Below are 15,719 nucleotides of genomic sequence, written 5' to 3' on the forward strand. Positions count from 1 at the left end.
TCAACGACCATGTTCATGTTGAGGCGGATTTTTACGCTGGTACGCCGCGCGAATCAAATCGCGAAACAGCGGCGCCGGTTTTTCCAATTTCGACCTCAACTCGGGGTGGAACTGGCAACCCATAAAATACGCGTGATCCGGCAATTCCATGACCTGCTTGATCTGCCCCGTATCGTTGTGGCCCGAAAACACCAGCCCGGCCTCCTCGAGTTGCGCCACGTATTCCGGGTTGACCTCGTACCGGTGCCGAAAACGCTCGCGGATCAAGGTCTCTCCGCCGTAAGTTTCCGACGCCCGGCTACCGGCCTGTAACACGATGTCGTGACCGCCCAGGCGCATCGTGCCGCCCTTCAGCAAAATATTGATCTGCTCGGGCAGAATGCAAACCACGGGGTGACCGATCTCCGCGCCCTCGTCGGCCACTTCCATGGTGTTCGCTTCCGTCAATCCCAAAACGTTGCGGGCATATTCCACAACGGCGAGTTGCATCCCGTAGCAGATACCCAAAAACGGCACGTTCGCCTCGCGGCAATATTCGATCACCGCGATCTTGCCCTCGATGCCCCGAGTGCCGAAGCCGCCCGGCACAATCACCGCGTCCACGTCTTTGAGCGCGTCCTCGCAAGTTTTGGCGCCGCGTTCGACGTCGGTCGTGTCCAGCCACGCGATTTCCACCCGCCCGTCGATGTGGGCTCCGCTGTGGCGACTCGCTTCGATGACGCTGGCGTAGCTATCGTGCAGATCGGTGTACTTACCGCATATCGCCACGCGCACCAGCAAGCCGTCGTCCCGCCGCAGGCGGTCCACCAGGCGCCGCCATTCGCTTAACTCCGGCGGCGAATAAATGCCCAACCGCTTGTGCAGAATTTCCGTGAGGCCCTCCTCCTCAAAACACAGCGGTATGCGGTATACCGTATCCACGTCCACGCCGGAAATCACCGCTTCCTGGTCAATATTGCAGAACAGCGCAATCTTCGTCTTGATTTTGTCCGGCAAAATCTCCGGACTGCGCCCGATAATGACATCCGGCGACAAGCCGCGTTCGTTGAGCAGCTTGGCCGCCTGTTGCGTCGGTTTGGATTTGTGCTCGCCGACGCCGTAGGGAATCGGCACATAGGTCAGCAGTACGACCATAATGTTCTCGCGCCCGACTTCCTGCCGAAGCTGCCGGCAAGCCTCGATGTATAGCTCGTTTTCCATATCGCCGATGGTGCCGCCGATCTCGATCAGACCGATGTCGGCCTCTTCCAGGCCCACCGTGCCGTAAAACCACTCCTTGATGCTGTCGGTTACGTGGGGGATGAGCTGCACGGTCTGGCCCAAGTAGTCCCCGGCGCGCTCGCGCTCGAGGATCTGCTTGTAGACCTTGCCCATCGTCAGGTTCCACGAAAACTTGCACGTCACGCCCAAGAACCGCTCGTAATGGCCGAAATCCATGTCGACTTCGCCGCCGTCGTCGAGCACAAACACCTCGCCGTGCTCGATGGGATTCATCGTGCCCGGGTCGGTATTCAGGTAGCCGTCGGCCTTTACGGGGACGATTTTCAGCCGTGATGCCAACAATTTACCCATCGACGCCGCCGCGATGCCCTTGCCGAGGCCGGACAGCACGCCGCCGATCGTGATGATGTACTTGACGTGCTTGCGCCCGTACTCCACGGCCCGATCCCATTCTCTGCCGCGCCTGGGCATGCCGTGACTAAGCGTGGTTTCCGGTTCGACCTCGGTTTCGGCGAGAAAATCGTCTAGATCCTCCTCGCTGATACGGTATTGGCCACGATTGCCCACTTTGAGCGCTTTTAGATCGCCCGACTTTACCCAGCGGCGTACAGTGCTGATCGAAACCTTCAGACGTTCCGCCACATCCTCAAGTGTAAGGAATTGCTCTGGATCTTTCATTTCGGAAGCCTCGTCAATACTTGTCATTGGTAGTCAGTTATGGCTGGGACTAACTTCTACCGCGATTGCGGCTTCGGGTCAAGAAAAAGCTCGCTTTTATATTCCTAAGAAATATGTATATGAAGAGAGACGCGAAAAAACGATTTCTCGTCTTCGAGCGACGGGTGAGCGAATGGGAAAGGCAGATTTTCAGACCTGCCTTTCCCGATGACTAACGCGTACGGCGGACGAGGACGTAACTCGGATGTTTACAGCCGTTTGCGCAAGGCGGGAACGGTTCGCCTTTTACGCAAGTAACTTCGTTTCCGCACGTCTTTTCCCGGTAGATACCGGATTCCGGAACGGTTTCGCCAGGTTTGTACGACATCGACACCTCACCTCCCTTCTATATTCGTTTATTATCGCTTGACCGTTATAGTCCGTATGCCCATATTAGTCATGCAACATCTATATATGCCGAGCAAAATGAATTTTTTGCCATGCCGTGCGGAAAAATTTTTTTCTCCCCCGCATAAATATATGTAGATCGACGCGCGCGGATTGTTCGATTTTGCGGCGGAACTATGGGAGGCTGCTATCTTGGATGAATACTTTGAACGCTTTGAACTAGAAGAAACAATCATGGCGGAGTTCACCGAGCTTCACCAACGACTCATGAATGCCGCGAAGCGTTACGAATTCCAGCTTCGAAACGTAGGATGTACACACGTTGGCGCCAATGACCTGGTAAACGAGACGCTTGCGAGAGTTCTTGAGGGTCGACGACGATTGAAGCGCGCGGCATCTACGACAATAACGGATTTTCTTTTTGGCGTGATGAAAAGCATTGCATCTGGTTTCGTCGACTCTAATCGAAACCTCGTCGTGGACGACGCCGATTCAAAAATCGAACATTTGAATATTGATAGTATTCCAGAGTGGGCATCAACAAGATCTCGAGAGATGTCACCAGAAGAAATCGTCCTGTGTCAAAACGAAGCCGGAAAAATCCTCAAATGGCTTTATGACAGCTTCGACGACGACGAAGTTGTTCAAGATTTGTTAATATGCGCCGAGGATGGGTTAATTGAGCCAAACGATATTGCACAACAATCTGGAAGAAGCGTTGACGAGATATATAAAGCAAAAAAAAGACTTAGAAGAAAAATTGACGACCTAAAAAGCCTCATGACTTTTCCGAACAGCGAAAGGGACCGAAAATGACAAATCACAACTGGGATAAAATCGTTAAAATAATTCATAGCATTAACGTCAATGATGATACGGCGCTCGACGAAGTCACAAAAAAATTGGTCTCGTTTGGAATAGATCCGGAAACAGAAAGAAAAGACTGTCTAATGAAACTTGAACATGTGTTTGCAGAAGCAAGAAGGACTCGACTCACGGCCGCGCGACAGCGAAAACGTCGCAACATATGGGAGAAAAAAGAATACGCCGCGCGAGTAAGATCGATGCCAATTGACGCCGTGAAACGAGAATTGAGACAATTTGGACAAGTCATTCCTCTCTATCGAGACTTTGAGAAATTGACACACGATGATCTTAGATCACTTCTCGTAGACCTTCTACTTACACAAAAGGAAACAGAGTAAAACTTGGCGGTGGACTTGCCATATTCGCTTCGAGCCGCGGAATCTGAAGCGGAGAACGTCTCGAATGCGTTTGGTATCCGTGCTCCGGAACATATCGATTTAGAAAGCATCGCCGACGTTTTAGGTGCTAACGTCATCATTGGGCCGCTTTCTGGAGCAGAAGCCCGGCTGACGCGCTTTGGGGAAAACGCTACAATTCGAGTTTCAGACGCAATAACGAATCGTGGTCGAATCCGGTTTAGTATAGCCCATGAATTAGGCCATCTGTGCTTGAATCATTACGAGGAGTCTATTAAACAATGTTCTGCTTCTGACATGACGAATTGGAGCGGAAACGCGCAACATGAAGTGCAAGCCAATGTTTTTGCAGCAGAATTGCTTATGCCTCGCCGGCTAATGCCGGAATTTTGTGAAATCTCGCCAGTAAACTTCGATAAAGTTGACGTTATTTGCGATACATTTCAGGTGTCGAGGGTAGCCGCGACGATTCGTTTTGTTCGTTTTCAAAGCGAAAGCTGCGCAGTTGTTTATTCTGAGCGCGGCGTCACGAAATGGCTTTTCAAAAGCCAAGATTTCCACCCTTTCATTGAGACCGGTGTACGTTTAGATCAAAGAACCCTCGCTTACGATTATTTCACTTATCAAAAAATATGGCCTGAGCCGACTGGCGTACCGGCAAATGCTTGGTGTGACCGATCCGGATTCGAAATAATTGAAAACACTTTCGCGATACCATATTTAAACGCCACGCTTTCATTACTTTGGATAGAGTCGTGAAGTGATACGTTGACTTTACTTGATTTCGTAGCAACCACTTACCTGCAAGGAAAATGAACATGTCGAAAAAAACTGTGCCCGTCAGGAAGCACAAAAGATCAACACCGTCTTCGCCAAAGAAAAAATCTCCAAAGCCCGGCCCGAAATCGGTTACGGTTAAAAAACATAATCGTTCGGAACCGGATTAATAATCGCGAACATCTTTTCCTATGTTGAGCGCCGGAATCTCCCAAAGAATGATGTTTTCGGTTTTGTTATTCCGGAATCGTCGAAGTCTGCGCCCAGAAAACAAGTTGATTATTTTTTTACAACGGGCGGCGCCAAAATGGTGCCGCCCGGAACAAAAATAGCATCGGAATGTGCGTTATGGGAACTAGAGTATGTGCAGCATCTGGGTGTATTTCGGTAGCGACCAGAACTCGACCGACACCTCTTGCTCCACGGTGTCGCACACGGCGCGAACCGTTTCGAGCGCGCTTTGGCCCTCTTCGCCCAAGTAGTTGACCGCGTCGACCAAATCGTCGAAGCCGTGCGTCGTATTCATCACGTGGTGAAGCCGGTGGATGCCGTCCTCGATCTGATGCAATAGGTCGGAAAGGAAATCCAACTTCGCTTCAAGCACCGCCTTGCCCTTCTCGTTGCGGAGGTTCGCGGCGGCACTGCCGAACTGCGTGATCTGTGCTACCAGCGCCGGCATGACGTAGGTCTTGGCGATTTTGCTCAACACGCCGAGTTCGAGGATCTTCACGCGTTCGTAGAATTCGCGGCGAATCTCCACCTTCGCAGTGATTTCACGACGGGTCAGCACGCCGAAATGTTCGTACAACGCCAGTACTTCTTCCTGCAGGTAGGTATAAAGCGCCTCCGGCGTGTTCTTCGCGGCAGGCAGTCCAAGCCGGGCCGCCTCGGCGTGCCATTCGGCCGTGTAGTTGTCGCCGTTGAAGCGCACCCGCGCCGTCTCGTTGAGCGCCTCGCGTACCGCGGCCAGCGCCGCGTCCTTCACCTTCGGGTATTTTTTGGCGTACGTATCGATCTTCCCCAAAATCTTTTCCAAACCGTACGCCATGATCAGGTTCAGCACGGTCAATGGTTCGGCGATGTTCTGCGAACTGCCCACCGCACGGAACTCAAACTTGTTGCCGGTAAAGGCAACCGGCGAGGTACGGTTGCGGTCGGTCGTGTCGATGGCAATCTCCGGCACGTGCTTGGCGCGAATTTCCATCGTCGCGGCTTCCATTTCCTTCACATCCTTGCCGGCGGCGATGGCGTCGAGCACGTCACTGAGGTAACCGCCGATGAATACCGACATGATCGCCGGGGGCGCTTCGTTGGCCCCTAGCCGGTGGTCGTTGCCTGCGTCGGCAACGGCCGCGCGAAGCAGACCGCCGAAGCGGTCGACACCGATCATCATTGCGGCCACGAACGTCAGAAACTGAATATTGCGCTTGGGCGACTCGCCCGGTTCGAAGAGGTTACGGCCGTCGCTGTCGGCCATGGACCAGTTCAAGTGCTTGCCGCTGCCGTTGATACCCGCAAAGGGTTTTTCGTGCAGCAGCACCGCGAAACCGTGCTGATCGGCGATTTCATGCATGATCGCCATGACCTGCATATTGTGATCGACCGACAAATTGGCCTCGACAAAAGTCGGCGCGAGTTCGTACTGATGCGGCGCCACTTCGTTGTGCCGAGTCTTGTAACCGATACCCCGCGCGGCGAGCGCATCGTCGAGGTCTTCCATAAACGCCAACACCTTCGGGTCGATCGAACCGAAGTAGTGATCCTCGAATTGCTGGTCTTTCGGGGAAGAAGCGCCCTGCAAGGACCTTCCAGCCAACAAGAGATCCGGCCGCTGTGTTTCGTATTCCTTGCGCACCAGAAAGTACTCCTGCTCCGTGCCACAGGTCACGCGCACCGACCGAGCGGTGCGGTTGCCGAATTTTTTCAACAGCTTGAACGCCAGTTGCTCGACCACGGCGGTGGAACGCAGAACCTGCGTTTTCATGTCCAGCACTTCGCCGGTGTAGGACAAATAGACCGAGGGGATTACCAGCGTCGCTTTTTTTGTGCCGAAGGCCAAAAACACCGGCGAAGTCGGGTCCCACGCCGTGTAACCACGGGCTTCGAAGGTGGCCCGAATGCCGCCGGATGGGAACGACGAGGCATCGGGTTCGCTTTGGACCAGTTGCGCGCCGGAGAAACGATCCAAGGCTACGCCGTTTTCGTAGGTCAAGAAGGAGTCATGCTTTTCCGCCGTTACACCGCGCACGGGTTGAAACCAGTGCGTGAAGTGGGAGGCGTTGTTGTCCAACGCCCACTCTTTCATGGCGTGAGCGACCTGATTAGCCAGTTCGGGCGTGAGCTTGGCGCCGTTGTCGATGACTTCCACCATTTGGTTGAACGCGGACTTGCTCATGTACTGAGCCATCTTTTCGCGCGTAAACACCGCGGCGGCGAATTTATCGGTCGAACGTAACACCTGTGACATGTGACGATCCCTTACTCGTTAAATTGGCGGAGAAGCAAATTGACCATTTGAATGTAACACAAAAAACTGCCTTTGCAATCATTTTGTTTTAAATATTTCACTTTAGAGCCTTTGACACTGCAAATCATCGCTGATTTCGAAAGTTTCGCACTCATTTGGCTTCTCTTTTTGCATTGAGAACGGTATTGGTCAGCATTACTATTATCTCAATTACGGCAAAATAACCTTTTTTTCGACGCCTTGCGTCACGACAAGATTCGAAAATGACTGCTAAAAATGAAATATGGCCAATGCTCGGAACTGTTCGAGTCACAACGGCGAAGCGTGCCGGAGGATATTTTTCAACCCAACACGCCTTGCGGCGGCCGGAGCAAATGAAGTATTTTTGCCAAAGATGAGCCCTGCCATTCGGCGGGGTTAAAAGGAGATGTGTAACCGTGCGACGCTATTGGCCCCATATCGTGGCCGTGCTGGCCAGCATCGTTTCGTTGGCGATCATCTGGTCGATCGAGCCACCCATCACGTTTCAGCCGAAACGGCCAAGCCAGATGTCCCGCTCCGCCGGTAAGGCCCGCGATTACTTCGTGCGCCTGGAAGCGACTCAACCACTGACCGCCGCCGAGTTGGTCGTGAAAATCGCGTGGGACAAAGAACAGATCAAAGCACCACGGGTTTGGCATGCGCCGCTATCGCGCCAGGTGCGGCCCCGCGCCCGAATCGAAAACGGGGAAATGACAATCAGTTTCCGGCCGATGCCGCGAGCCACGCGGCGCTTGGCCAAGCAAGGGAAAATGCCGCTCATCGACGGCCAGGGGCGGTTGGCGCGCCTCGGTTTTCGCCGCGTCGGTAGCCGGCAGGAGATTGGCCCGGACGCATTGCGCATCGTGGAGGCGGTGGCCGTCTTACAGGATGGGCGGGAAGTTCCACTGACAGACCTGCAGTTCGTGCCGTACAAGCCGCCGCATCGCCGCGAGAAAGCGCGCCGGCCTCAAGCCCGGAAGAAACCCGTAATCAAGGAGCAACCATCGTGACGCCAACGATCGGACAGCGGACCAGTAACGCCACGGTCAAGACTTTTGCGATCGACGATTATCTCGGGATTCTGCGTTACCGCAAATGGTTGTTGATCATCCCGATGATCACGATGACGCTGGTCACGGCGATCGGCAGCCAGTTCATGGACAACATCTACCGCGCCCAGACGACAATTCTGGTCAGTCGCGGCGACGTGGCTGAGGACATCATTCCCTCCACGGTGACCACCGCGATCGAAGACCGTGTCAAAACCGTTCGCGAGCAAATCCTGTCCGAGACGCTATTGCTCAACGTCATCGAGACCTACGAATTGTATCCGGGCATGGCCAGCGGTCCCGTCGAGGACCGCGTCAAGCGCATGCGCTCGAGTATCAAAGTCGATTTGCAGGGCAAGGATCTTTTCCGCATCAGCTTTACCGGCCGCGATCCGATCACGGTGCAAAACGTCACCAACCGGCTGGCGCAAATGTTCATCAACGAAACCTACGGCGATCGGCAGAAGTCGGCGCGGGCCACCACCGAGTTCCTGGCCGAACAAATGAAGGTGGTAAAGGAACAGCTCGACGCACAGGAGCAGGTTGTCGCCGAATTCAAGCGCGAACACGTCGGCATGCTGCCGGAGCAAATGGAAGCGAACCAACGCACGCTCGACCGCCTGCAAAACCAATTGCAGAGCTTGGGCGAACAAGTCGCCGGCGCGGAGAACCGCAAGGTGTTGTTGGAAACGCAGTTGGCGCAGTTGCAGGGCGTGTTGATGGCCAAGGGAACCGGTGAACTGGTGACCAAACACGAGCAGCTCGAAACGCTCAAGGCGCAGCTCGAGCAGATGCGACAGAATTTGACCGAAGAGCATCCGGACATCAAAGCGATCAAAGCGAAAATCGCTCAATTGAAGTCGGAAATCGGCACGGACAAAACGCTCGACGGTCGCCAGTATCGGGTCACCGCGGTTAACCGCCCCCTGTTTGACCGACTGCAACAAACCAGCTTGGAGATCCGCTCCCTGCGCGGCCAGCGCAACAGTGTGCTCGGGCAGATCGGCTCACTGACCAACCGCGTCGGCCGCGCCCCAGCGGTGGAGCAGGAACTCTCGGTGCTGCAACGCGACCTGAAAAAACTGCGGGAGCAGTACCAAGACCTGCAAAAAAAGCACATGGAAGCCAAACAATCCGAAGCCCTCGAGAGCCAGCAGAAGGGTCGGCAGTTCAAGGTCGTGGACGAAGCGCGTTATCCGGAGCGGCCGTATAAGCCGAATCGACAAATGCTGGTCGGCGGGGCGTTTCTCGTGGGGTTGATGCTCGGCTTGGGAGCCATTTTCATCACCGAACACATGGACCACAGTTTCCGCGATGACGATGACTTGGCGCAATTTACGGAAAACACCGTGTTGGCCACGATCCCGCGCTTCACCCTGGAAGCAGATCAGGTGCGACGAAGTAACATCATCAAGCTGTCAATCGGCCTAGCGGCCACGTTCGGACTCGTTTTGCTTTTCGTCGTCTTACTGAAGCTGATTTTCGGCGTCGACCTCGGAAGTCTAATAACCGGCGGCTGAGGCGGGTCTATTTCGTGCGCGCCGCGGAGACGTCGCCGAAGAGCAACACATCCTCTGAGCGTACGCCCATCGGCTCCATGGTTTTCAATTTGCCGTAGAACTTGGCGATACCGGTTTTCATGCCGTACACGCCTTTGTCCACATGCACTTCGACCATGAAATCGGCGCCGATATCCTTCATGAAACTTTGATCTTTGCCGCTGATCTTGTCGGCCGGCAAAACGTAAATCCGCGCCCAATCGGTGTGCTTGCGAACCTTCTTGCCGTTGACCGTTACCCTGCGTGACAGCGGCAGGGTTTTGATCGTCACGTCCAAGCCGGGCTTGACCGGCCCGTAGACCTGCGCGCGGAAATTGTACATCAGACACACAAAATCATCGTAATAGACGTTGCGTGGAATGCGGCGTTTTTTGCGACTGGTCATCTTGCCGTTACTCGTGCGGGTGATAAACCAGCGCCGGCGGATGTAGTTGAAGTCGTGCCGGCTGACGCGCTCGCCATCCGTCTTGATCGTCTTGCGATAAAACGACACGGCTACGAAGCGTCGCTTGCCGTCGATTTGGCGGATTTGCATGACCGAGGTCATCACGACTTTGCGGTAGTCGGTCACGGCGCCGACCAAGCCCGAAATCGTGCCTTCCATGGACGCGGTATACTGGTTGCGTCCGGTGCGCTTGAAGGTGATCACGCCGGTCGCCGTCTTGATCGACAAAAACGAAATGCGGTACTCAAAACGCTCGTTGAGGAAGGGTTTGACGATATCGGGATCTTCCCATTCCTTTTGCTTGAATCCCGAGCGATCCGGCGCACCGAGCTTCTTGGGGTCTGCGGCTTCGTTATCCGTCACCCGCCGCAGATCGATTTGCATCGCCTGGGCCATCCGCGCATCGCCGAATAGCCACAGCCCGGCGAACGCGGCCACGGCGTTTTTCATGAAATCGCGTCGCTCGTCTCGCTCAGGCGCACATGTTGCTTGATTCCCTATTTTCTTGGTCTCCAAAGAAAGACTCCTTATGTCCCGCGTGGTGGGCAATCCTCAAAAAACATAGATCGGGCCGAACGGCCATGTCAATTGAATAGACCGCCTAGAGTTCCTCGCGGTTCAAGTGCCAGGCAGCAAGTAGGCAGGCCACAACCACGTAATGCAGCGAATAGGGTAAGAAAATCAGATACAAAGAGATATCTTTGTCCGTGTAGAAAAAATCGTAAAAACCGATCGTGACTCGCGAAGTCGCCGGAGCCAACCAGTACAGCACGCGGGCCAGCGGCTCCAACACGGAAAGCGTCGTGTCACCGAGAAAATCGCCGAGACGGGCCAACGCCTGTTCGCTGAATAGTCCGTCGCGAGCGATGAGTGTCAACGCTAACGCCCAAAAGCGGGGCAACCATTGCGACAGCGCCACGGCTAACGCGACGACCATGTAATGGATCGGCAGAAGCGACAGCGGGTACCAAAGCATCGCGCCGCGAAACTCGATGCCCTCGACCAAAACGCCGACAATCAACGCCGCCGTGAAGGCCGCCACGAGTATCGTAACCGCCACGCAGCCGCCGAGCACTTTGCCGCCGATATACTCGATGCCACTGATCGGCCGCGTTAGCGTGCTGCGCAAATTTCCGTCGGCGCGGTCGGCGGCAATCATCGAGTTGCCCAACCAGATCGCAAAGAACCAAGCGAGGTACGTTGCCAGCGTGTAGGCCCAATCCAGATCGCGCAGGCCGCGGATCTTCTCGCCGTCGGGCACCATCCAGAAAACAAGCAGCGTCAGCAGCACCCCGGCCGATAGGTAGCGCGTCCGGCGCAGGCGAAGCAGCGTAAAGCGGGCGACGGTCCACAGCTTCATGACGACTCCGCCTCCCTCACGACTTGCAGGAAGAAATCTTCCAATTCCACGCGCGTTGCCCGTGTCGAGACGATTCGCCCGCCCGCCGCAGCAACGCGCCCGGCCAGTTCGCCGAGCGCGGCGGTGTCGGCCACGGTGAGCTTGTACAACGCGCCTTCAGTCACCATCGCGTCGCCGAAAGTTGCGGCGTCGCTTCCCGGCGGCAAGGTGAAGCGAACTTCCATGGTTTCGTCCACCGTCAGCAAATCGCTGAGCAAGCCGTCGGCACGCACCCGGCCGCGTTCAAGGATGACGACGCGATTACACAGCCGCTCCACTTCCCCGAGCATGTGGCTGTTGAGAAACAACGTGACGCCCTCGTCCGCCAGGCGCTTGAGCACGTCGCGCACCTGCCGCCCGCCGATGGGATCGAGGCCGCGCGTGGGCTCGTCGAGAAAAATAATGCGGGGTCGGTCGAGAATCGCCGCGGCGATGCCGATGCGCTGCTTCATGCCTTTGCTGTAAGTGGCTATCGGCCGGTCGCCAGCATCGCTGAGGCCGACCATCTCCAGCACCTGCCCGATGCGCGAGGACAGGTCCGGATTCTTCATGCCGCATAGGCGACCGAAGTATCGCAGGTGTTCGCTGCCCGTGGCCCCCTGAAATAGCTGGGGCTCCTCCGGCAGATAGGCGGCTTGGCCGAACAGCGTGCGGCGGTCGGGGCGCTCGCGCCCGAAGACACGCAGGCGGCCGGCGTCCAGACGCGTCAACATCAAAATCGCCCGGAGGGTCGTTGACTTGCCCGCGCCGTTGGGGCCCAGCAAGCCGAATACGTCGCCCGCGCGAACCCGAAAGCTGATCGCATCCATGGCGCGCACGATCCGCCCGCGAGAGCGGAAAATCTTCGACACGCCTTCTAGTTCGATCAGGACTTCGGACATGTTTTCCTCGGCGTCAGCCGGCCGGTCGGCCGGTATTCGGAAACCGCGCGGTGGAATTTCTTGTGGCGTAAATCCACGACGCCCTCGGCGGCGAAGCGCAAATTTCCGGTCGTATCAATCACGAAGATCGCGGGCGTCCGACGAAAGCCGAACGGTTTCTGCCGGTAACCGCCGCGATCGATCACCACGTCTTCCAGGGGAATGCCGCAGGCGGCGGCAAAGCTCGACTGCTGGGCGTAGACGCCGTCGGTGAAAACAAGCACGAAGACGACGCGCTGCTCTTCCTCGGTGTAGTGTTCCCGCCAGGCGCGGAGGATTTCCCCTTGGCGGACCGACGAAACTTGTGTCGGGTCGAGGAACGCCACCACGATCACGCGGCCGTGATCGCGAACCGAATCGTATTCGCAGGCCGGTCCGGCCAGCGTCGGCCCCTGCAACACCGGCGACAGCGAACCGGTGGGCGGCAGCGTCGAACGCCCGAGGTCTTTCACCGCGCAGTGCAGCGGCAGGCCGAGCAGCACGATCACTGCGGCCAGCAGCCACGCCCGCTTAGGTTGACGAACCACGGTTGTCCAGAAATCCAATCGGCTTCCTCACTGCGGCGGCGCCGCGTCCTTGCTTCCCGGAATGAAGCCATAAGTAAAGCGATTGCGGCTTTGTCGCAACCGGAAAATCGCTTCCCGCCATTCCTCGGCCAATTCCGCGCTGCGTTGATAACGCGCCAAAACGCCCGGTCGCGCGGCCAAATAATCCGGAACTCGCTCCGCGCCGCCCGCCTGCTGATCCAGATGCGATACGAAATCCGCGTGCTTGTCGATTTCGCCTTCCAACGCGCGCACGTGCGCTTCGTTTACCAGAGACTCACCCGGCGCGGCCAGGTGCAGGTCCAAACGGGTCGCCGCCTCGCCGTAGCCGATCTTGACCACCGGCGTGCCGACCATCGACGTCGTGGCCGTATCAGTGAGGCCGTCGGGCCGCGGCGCGACGACCAACCTGATTTCCGGCACGGCCCGCGTGAGGGCCGCGAGGCTTTGCGGCGCCAGGCTGGAGATCAGGATGATGAGGTCCGCCTTGCCGCGCAACTTCGCCACGGCCTCCCGTGCCGCCGCGACGGGATCGCCGGGATCGAGATGCGTCAACCAGGCGACCCGCCAGCCCTGACGCTTGGTGATCACCGGCGTCGGCGCCTCGTTGTCGGCCACAACATCGACGCGTTGATCGAGCGCTTCGGAAACAGTCCCGATTCGCACAAGGATGAGGTTGTTGCGGGAAACGGTCTCGGGTAGGGAAGACGCGGCCTCGCCCGCCAAAAACAAAACTTGGAGGTGGGCGGGTTGCGGCTTGCCGTTGTGGCAGGCAACCGCCAACAGCAACACCGCCAGCGCCCCAACGGCGACTCGCTTCACCGACTCGGCTCCAATATTTTGTCGATGGTTTCGTCGCGCGCCGGGGGAGCCAGGACGACGCCGTATGCTTCGGCAGCCGTCAGCCGGGCCAGCACCTCGCGGATCTCCCACGCGGGCATGGTTTTGCCTGCCGGGCTCGAAACGTCCAGCACCACCACGCCGTGTTCCGACTTCTTCACCGCGCGGTCGAAGCCCTTAGCCAGTTCGTCGAGTGCGACGTGCGCCCGGCGTTTGCCGAATCCGGCCCGCAATTTCCAGCCCCGGTAGTTGAAGCGGGCGACCAAATCGGCGGTCTTGCCGCCGGGCAGCGCATCGAAATCCAGCGCGGCATCGCGCATCCCGGCGACCGGTTCACTCGCCGCGGCAAGCGGCGCCATCAAGCCGCGACGACACGACGGATGCATTTCGCCCACGGCCTGCAACATGGCGTTTGTCGTTTCGGCCAGACGCGCCGCCCGCGCTTCGCAAAACGCACCGAAGGCTTCGTCGACGATCCCCCCGCGAATGCGCCCACCCGGTCCCAACGGAGCCTTTTGAAAGACAGCCGCCGGATCGAAATCGCGGCCCAGTTGCGCCGCCGTCGCCGCCAGCGCGCCGTCGCTCAAGCCCTCATCGGGTCGAAAGCCGGAATCCAGGTCCAGCCAAATGCCGTCCGGCCCGCGGAGGGCTAGGTCCTTGGCCAGTTGAACCAGCCGCTTTGCCACCGGGTCACGCCACAGATCGACGTGGTGCGCGTCGGCCACCACGGCCTGCGTGAAGGTATCCCAGCGGCGGTCGGCGTGGGGCTCGTCGGGCCGCACCGCGCCGCGCACCGGCAGCACGGCGATCAGCCGCATGTTGACCCGATGAGCGGCGACCACGAGCTTCTCGATTATCTCCGCACACACCGGCGCGGCCTCGGTTGTAAAATAGGCCCCGGTGACGCAGGGCTTTCCGCCCGGGAGGAGCGGAGGGTCGTCGAGTTGCTTGTACGCGGATACGACCACCGTGTTGTAGCCGCTCGCCTGCAGCCCGCGCAGCGCGCGATTCACCGCCGCCGCGTCGTCCACCGGCAGGTTTGCCGGCCACGCTGCCGCCAGGCGCGGCCACTCGCGTTTGACGTCCGGCAGCGGCAGCAGAGCGTGATCGGCCGGGCGCTTTTCGCGGGCCTGCCTCAGGCGCTCCTTGGCTTCGGAACCGCCTCCGGCTACCGGATACTCGCGCAAGTAATGTTCGAAATGCAGCGCGGCGGCGTCGTAACGCTCGGTGCGGAAGGCGCACTCCCCGGCCTTGAAGACGGCGTCGGAAGCGAAGCGGGCGCGCGGCGCGTTGCGGTAGACGGTGGCGAAGAGGCTTTCGGCGCGGTCGTAGTCACCCGCGTAGAAGACCTTCAGGGCGTCCTGATACATCGCCCGTAAGTCTTGCTCGCCCGCCTGTGCCGCCATCCAGACCGCACCCAACAGCGCCAGCAGTATGATTGCCCCTCGTCGCATCCGCTCAGGGTACGAAGATCGGTGCGGCACTAGCAAGCCCGGCGGCATGGCTCTCGCCGACCGACTTCCTCCTTTTCCCCCGCAACTTGACTGCCGGCGCGTTTTTGCTATGTTTTGATGCTTCGTTTAAGAGTCGGCGGCATTGAACCGCGAGGGCGCAGGCCGTGTCGGCAAAGCAAACAAGCAACGACGGCCCTCGGACGACAGGAAATCGACCGCATGAAATTGCTGAAAGACAAATACGGCGTGATGGTATTCGGCGTGTGCTTGAGCCTGCTGCTCGACCAGATTACCAAAGCCGTGATCATCGCGCACTTTCCCAAAGACGGGTTCTTGAAGATCATCCCCGGCTTCTTCGACATCTACCACGCCCACAACGAAGGCGCGGCGTTCGGCCTGTTCAAGGGCAACCCGGTGCTCTTCTTCCTTATCGTCAGCACGCTGGCGGTGGGCTTCATCTTCTACTACTTCATCCGCCTCGAGCGTCACCACCTGTTGATGGCCGGTTCGCTGGCGTTGATCCTCGGCGGCGCGCTGGGCAATATGCTCGACCGCGTCCGTCACGGTTTTGTCGTGGACTTCCTGCGCTTCTACCTTGGCGAACGATCGTGGCCGACCTTCAACGTGGCCGACATCGCCATCGTGCTGGGGGTGCTCGCCTTCGCGGTCGACATGCTGCGCACTGAGATGCAGATGCGCCGCGAGAACACGCCCGGACACGCGGAGGCCTGAGC

The 15,719-nt window shown here is 57.8% G+C and carries 13 protein-coding genes; 5 read left to right on the forward strand and 8 right to left on the reverse strand.

Annotation, left to right across the window (positions count from 1 at the left end; all coding sequences use genetic code 11):
- On the reverse strand, positions 1-1,899 hold the full coding sequence (gene pyrG / locus P9L99_17370; GenBank protein ID MDP8225135.1) for a CTP synthase (glutamine hydrolyzing): 1,899 nt from the start codon (positions 1,897-1,899) through the stop codon (positions 1-3).
- Between the two features lie 579 nt (positions 1,900-2,478).
- On the opposite strand from pyrG, the gene P9L99_17375 reads away from it, so the two are divergent.
- Together P9L99_17375 and P9L99_17380 are read left to right on the forward strand one after the other, a co-directional pair.
- Positions 2,479-3,102, forward strand: a complete 624-nt coding sequence (locus P9L99_17375; GenBank protein MDP8225136.1) for a hypothetical protein — start codon at positions 2,479-2,481, stop codon at positions 3,100-3,102.
- A 398-nt stretch (positions 3,103-3,500) separates the two neighbouring features.
- A complete protein-coding gene (locus P9L99_17380; protein ID MDP8225137.1) occupies positions 3,501-4,268 on the forward strand; it encodes an ImmA/IrrE family metallo-endopeptidase in 768 nt (255 codons plus the stop codon).
- A gap of 373 nt (positions 4,269-4,641) precedes the next feature.
- Here P9L99_17380 and P9L99_17385 read toward each other — a convergent pair whose 3' ends face one another.
- Entirely contained in the window at positions 4,642-6,753 is a 2,112-nt protein-coding gene (locus P9L99_17385; GenBank protein MDP8225138.1) for a glutamine synthetase III, read from the reverse strand.
- Positions 6,754-7,190: 437 nt separating this feature from the next.
- Here P9L99_17385 and P9L99_17390 point away from each other — a divergent pair, with 437 nt between their 5' ends.
- A complete protein-coding gene (locus P9L99_17390) occupies positions 7,191-7,784 on the forward strand; it encodes a hypothetical protein (protein MDP8225139.1) in 594 nt (197 codons plus the stop codon).
- Complete coding sequence (locus P9L99_17395) at positions 7,781-9,343, forward strand: GNVR domain-containing protein (protein ID MDP8225140.1); 1,563 nt, start codon at positions 7,781-7,783, stop codon at positions 9,341-9,343. Before P9L99_17390 ends, P9L99_17395 begins: the two co-directional genes overlap by 4 nt.
- A gap of 7 nt (positions 9,344-9,350) precedes the next feature.
- On the opposite strand, the gene P9L99_17400 is transcribed toward P9L99_17395, so the two are convergent.
- The 6 genes from P9L99_17400 to P9L99_17425 all read right to left on the reverse strand — a co-directional run bounded on the left by P9L99_17400 (position 9,351) and on the right by P9L99_17425 (position 14,985).
- Complete coding sequence (locus tag P9L99_17400) at positions 9,351-10,277, reverse strand: DUF3108 domain-containing protein (GenBank protein MDP8225141.1); 927 nt, start codon at positions 10,275-10,277, stop codon at positions 9,351-9,353.
- Positions 10,278-10,428: 151 nt separating this feature from the next.
- Positions 10,429-11,187 (reverse strand): ABC transporter permease subunit, encoded by a 759-nt coding sequence (locus P9L99_17405; GenBank protein ID MDP8225142.1) that lies wholly within the window; start codon positions 11,185-11,187, stop codon positions 10,429-10,431.
- Entirely contained in the window at positions 11,184-12,107 is a 924-nt protein-coding gene (locus tag P9L99_17410) for an ABC transporter ATP-binding protein (protein ID MDP8225143.1), read from the reverse strand. The genes P9L99_17405 and P9L99_17410 overlap by 4 nt, the downstream gene beginning before the upstream one ends.
- A complete protein-coding gene (locus P9L99_17415; GenBank protein MDP8225144.1) occupies positions 12,092-12,691 on the reverse strand; it encodes a hypothetical protein in 600 nt (199 codons plus the stop codon). The genes P9L99_17410 and P9L99_17415 overlap by 16 nt, the downstream gene beginning before the upstream one ends.
- A gap of 9 nt (positions 12,692-12,700) precedes the next feature.
- Entirely contained in the window at positions 12,701-13,513 is an 813-nt protein-coding gene (locus tag P9L99_17420; GenBank protein MDP8225145.1) for a hypothetical protein, read from the reverse strand.
- Positions 13,510-14,985, reverse strand: coding sequence for a hypothetical protein (locus tag P9L99_17425; GenBank protein ID MDP8225146.1), 1,476 nt, complete (start codon positions 14,983-14,985; stop codon positions 13,510-13,512). Before P9L99_17425 ends, P9L99_17420 begins: the two co-directional genes overlap by 4 nt.
- 219 nt (positions 14,986-15,204) lie before the next feature.
- Here P9L99_17425 and lspA point away from each other — a divergent pair, with 219 nt between their 5' ends.
- Positions 15,205-15,717: a signal peptidase II gene (gene lspA, locus P9L99_17430; protein MDP8225147.1), complete on the forward strand. Its 513-nt coding sequence runs from the start codon at positions 15,205-15,207 to the stop codon at positions 15,715-15,717.
- Positions 15,718-15,719 lie beyond the last annotated feature (2 nt).

It is taken from the genome of Candidatus Lernaella stagnicola, assembly GCA_030765525.1.
In the GTDB taxonomy this organism is placed as follows: domain Bacteria; phylum Lernaellota; class Lernaellaia; order Lernaellales; family Lernaellaceae; genus Lernaella; species Lernaella stagnicola.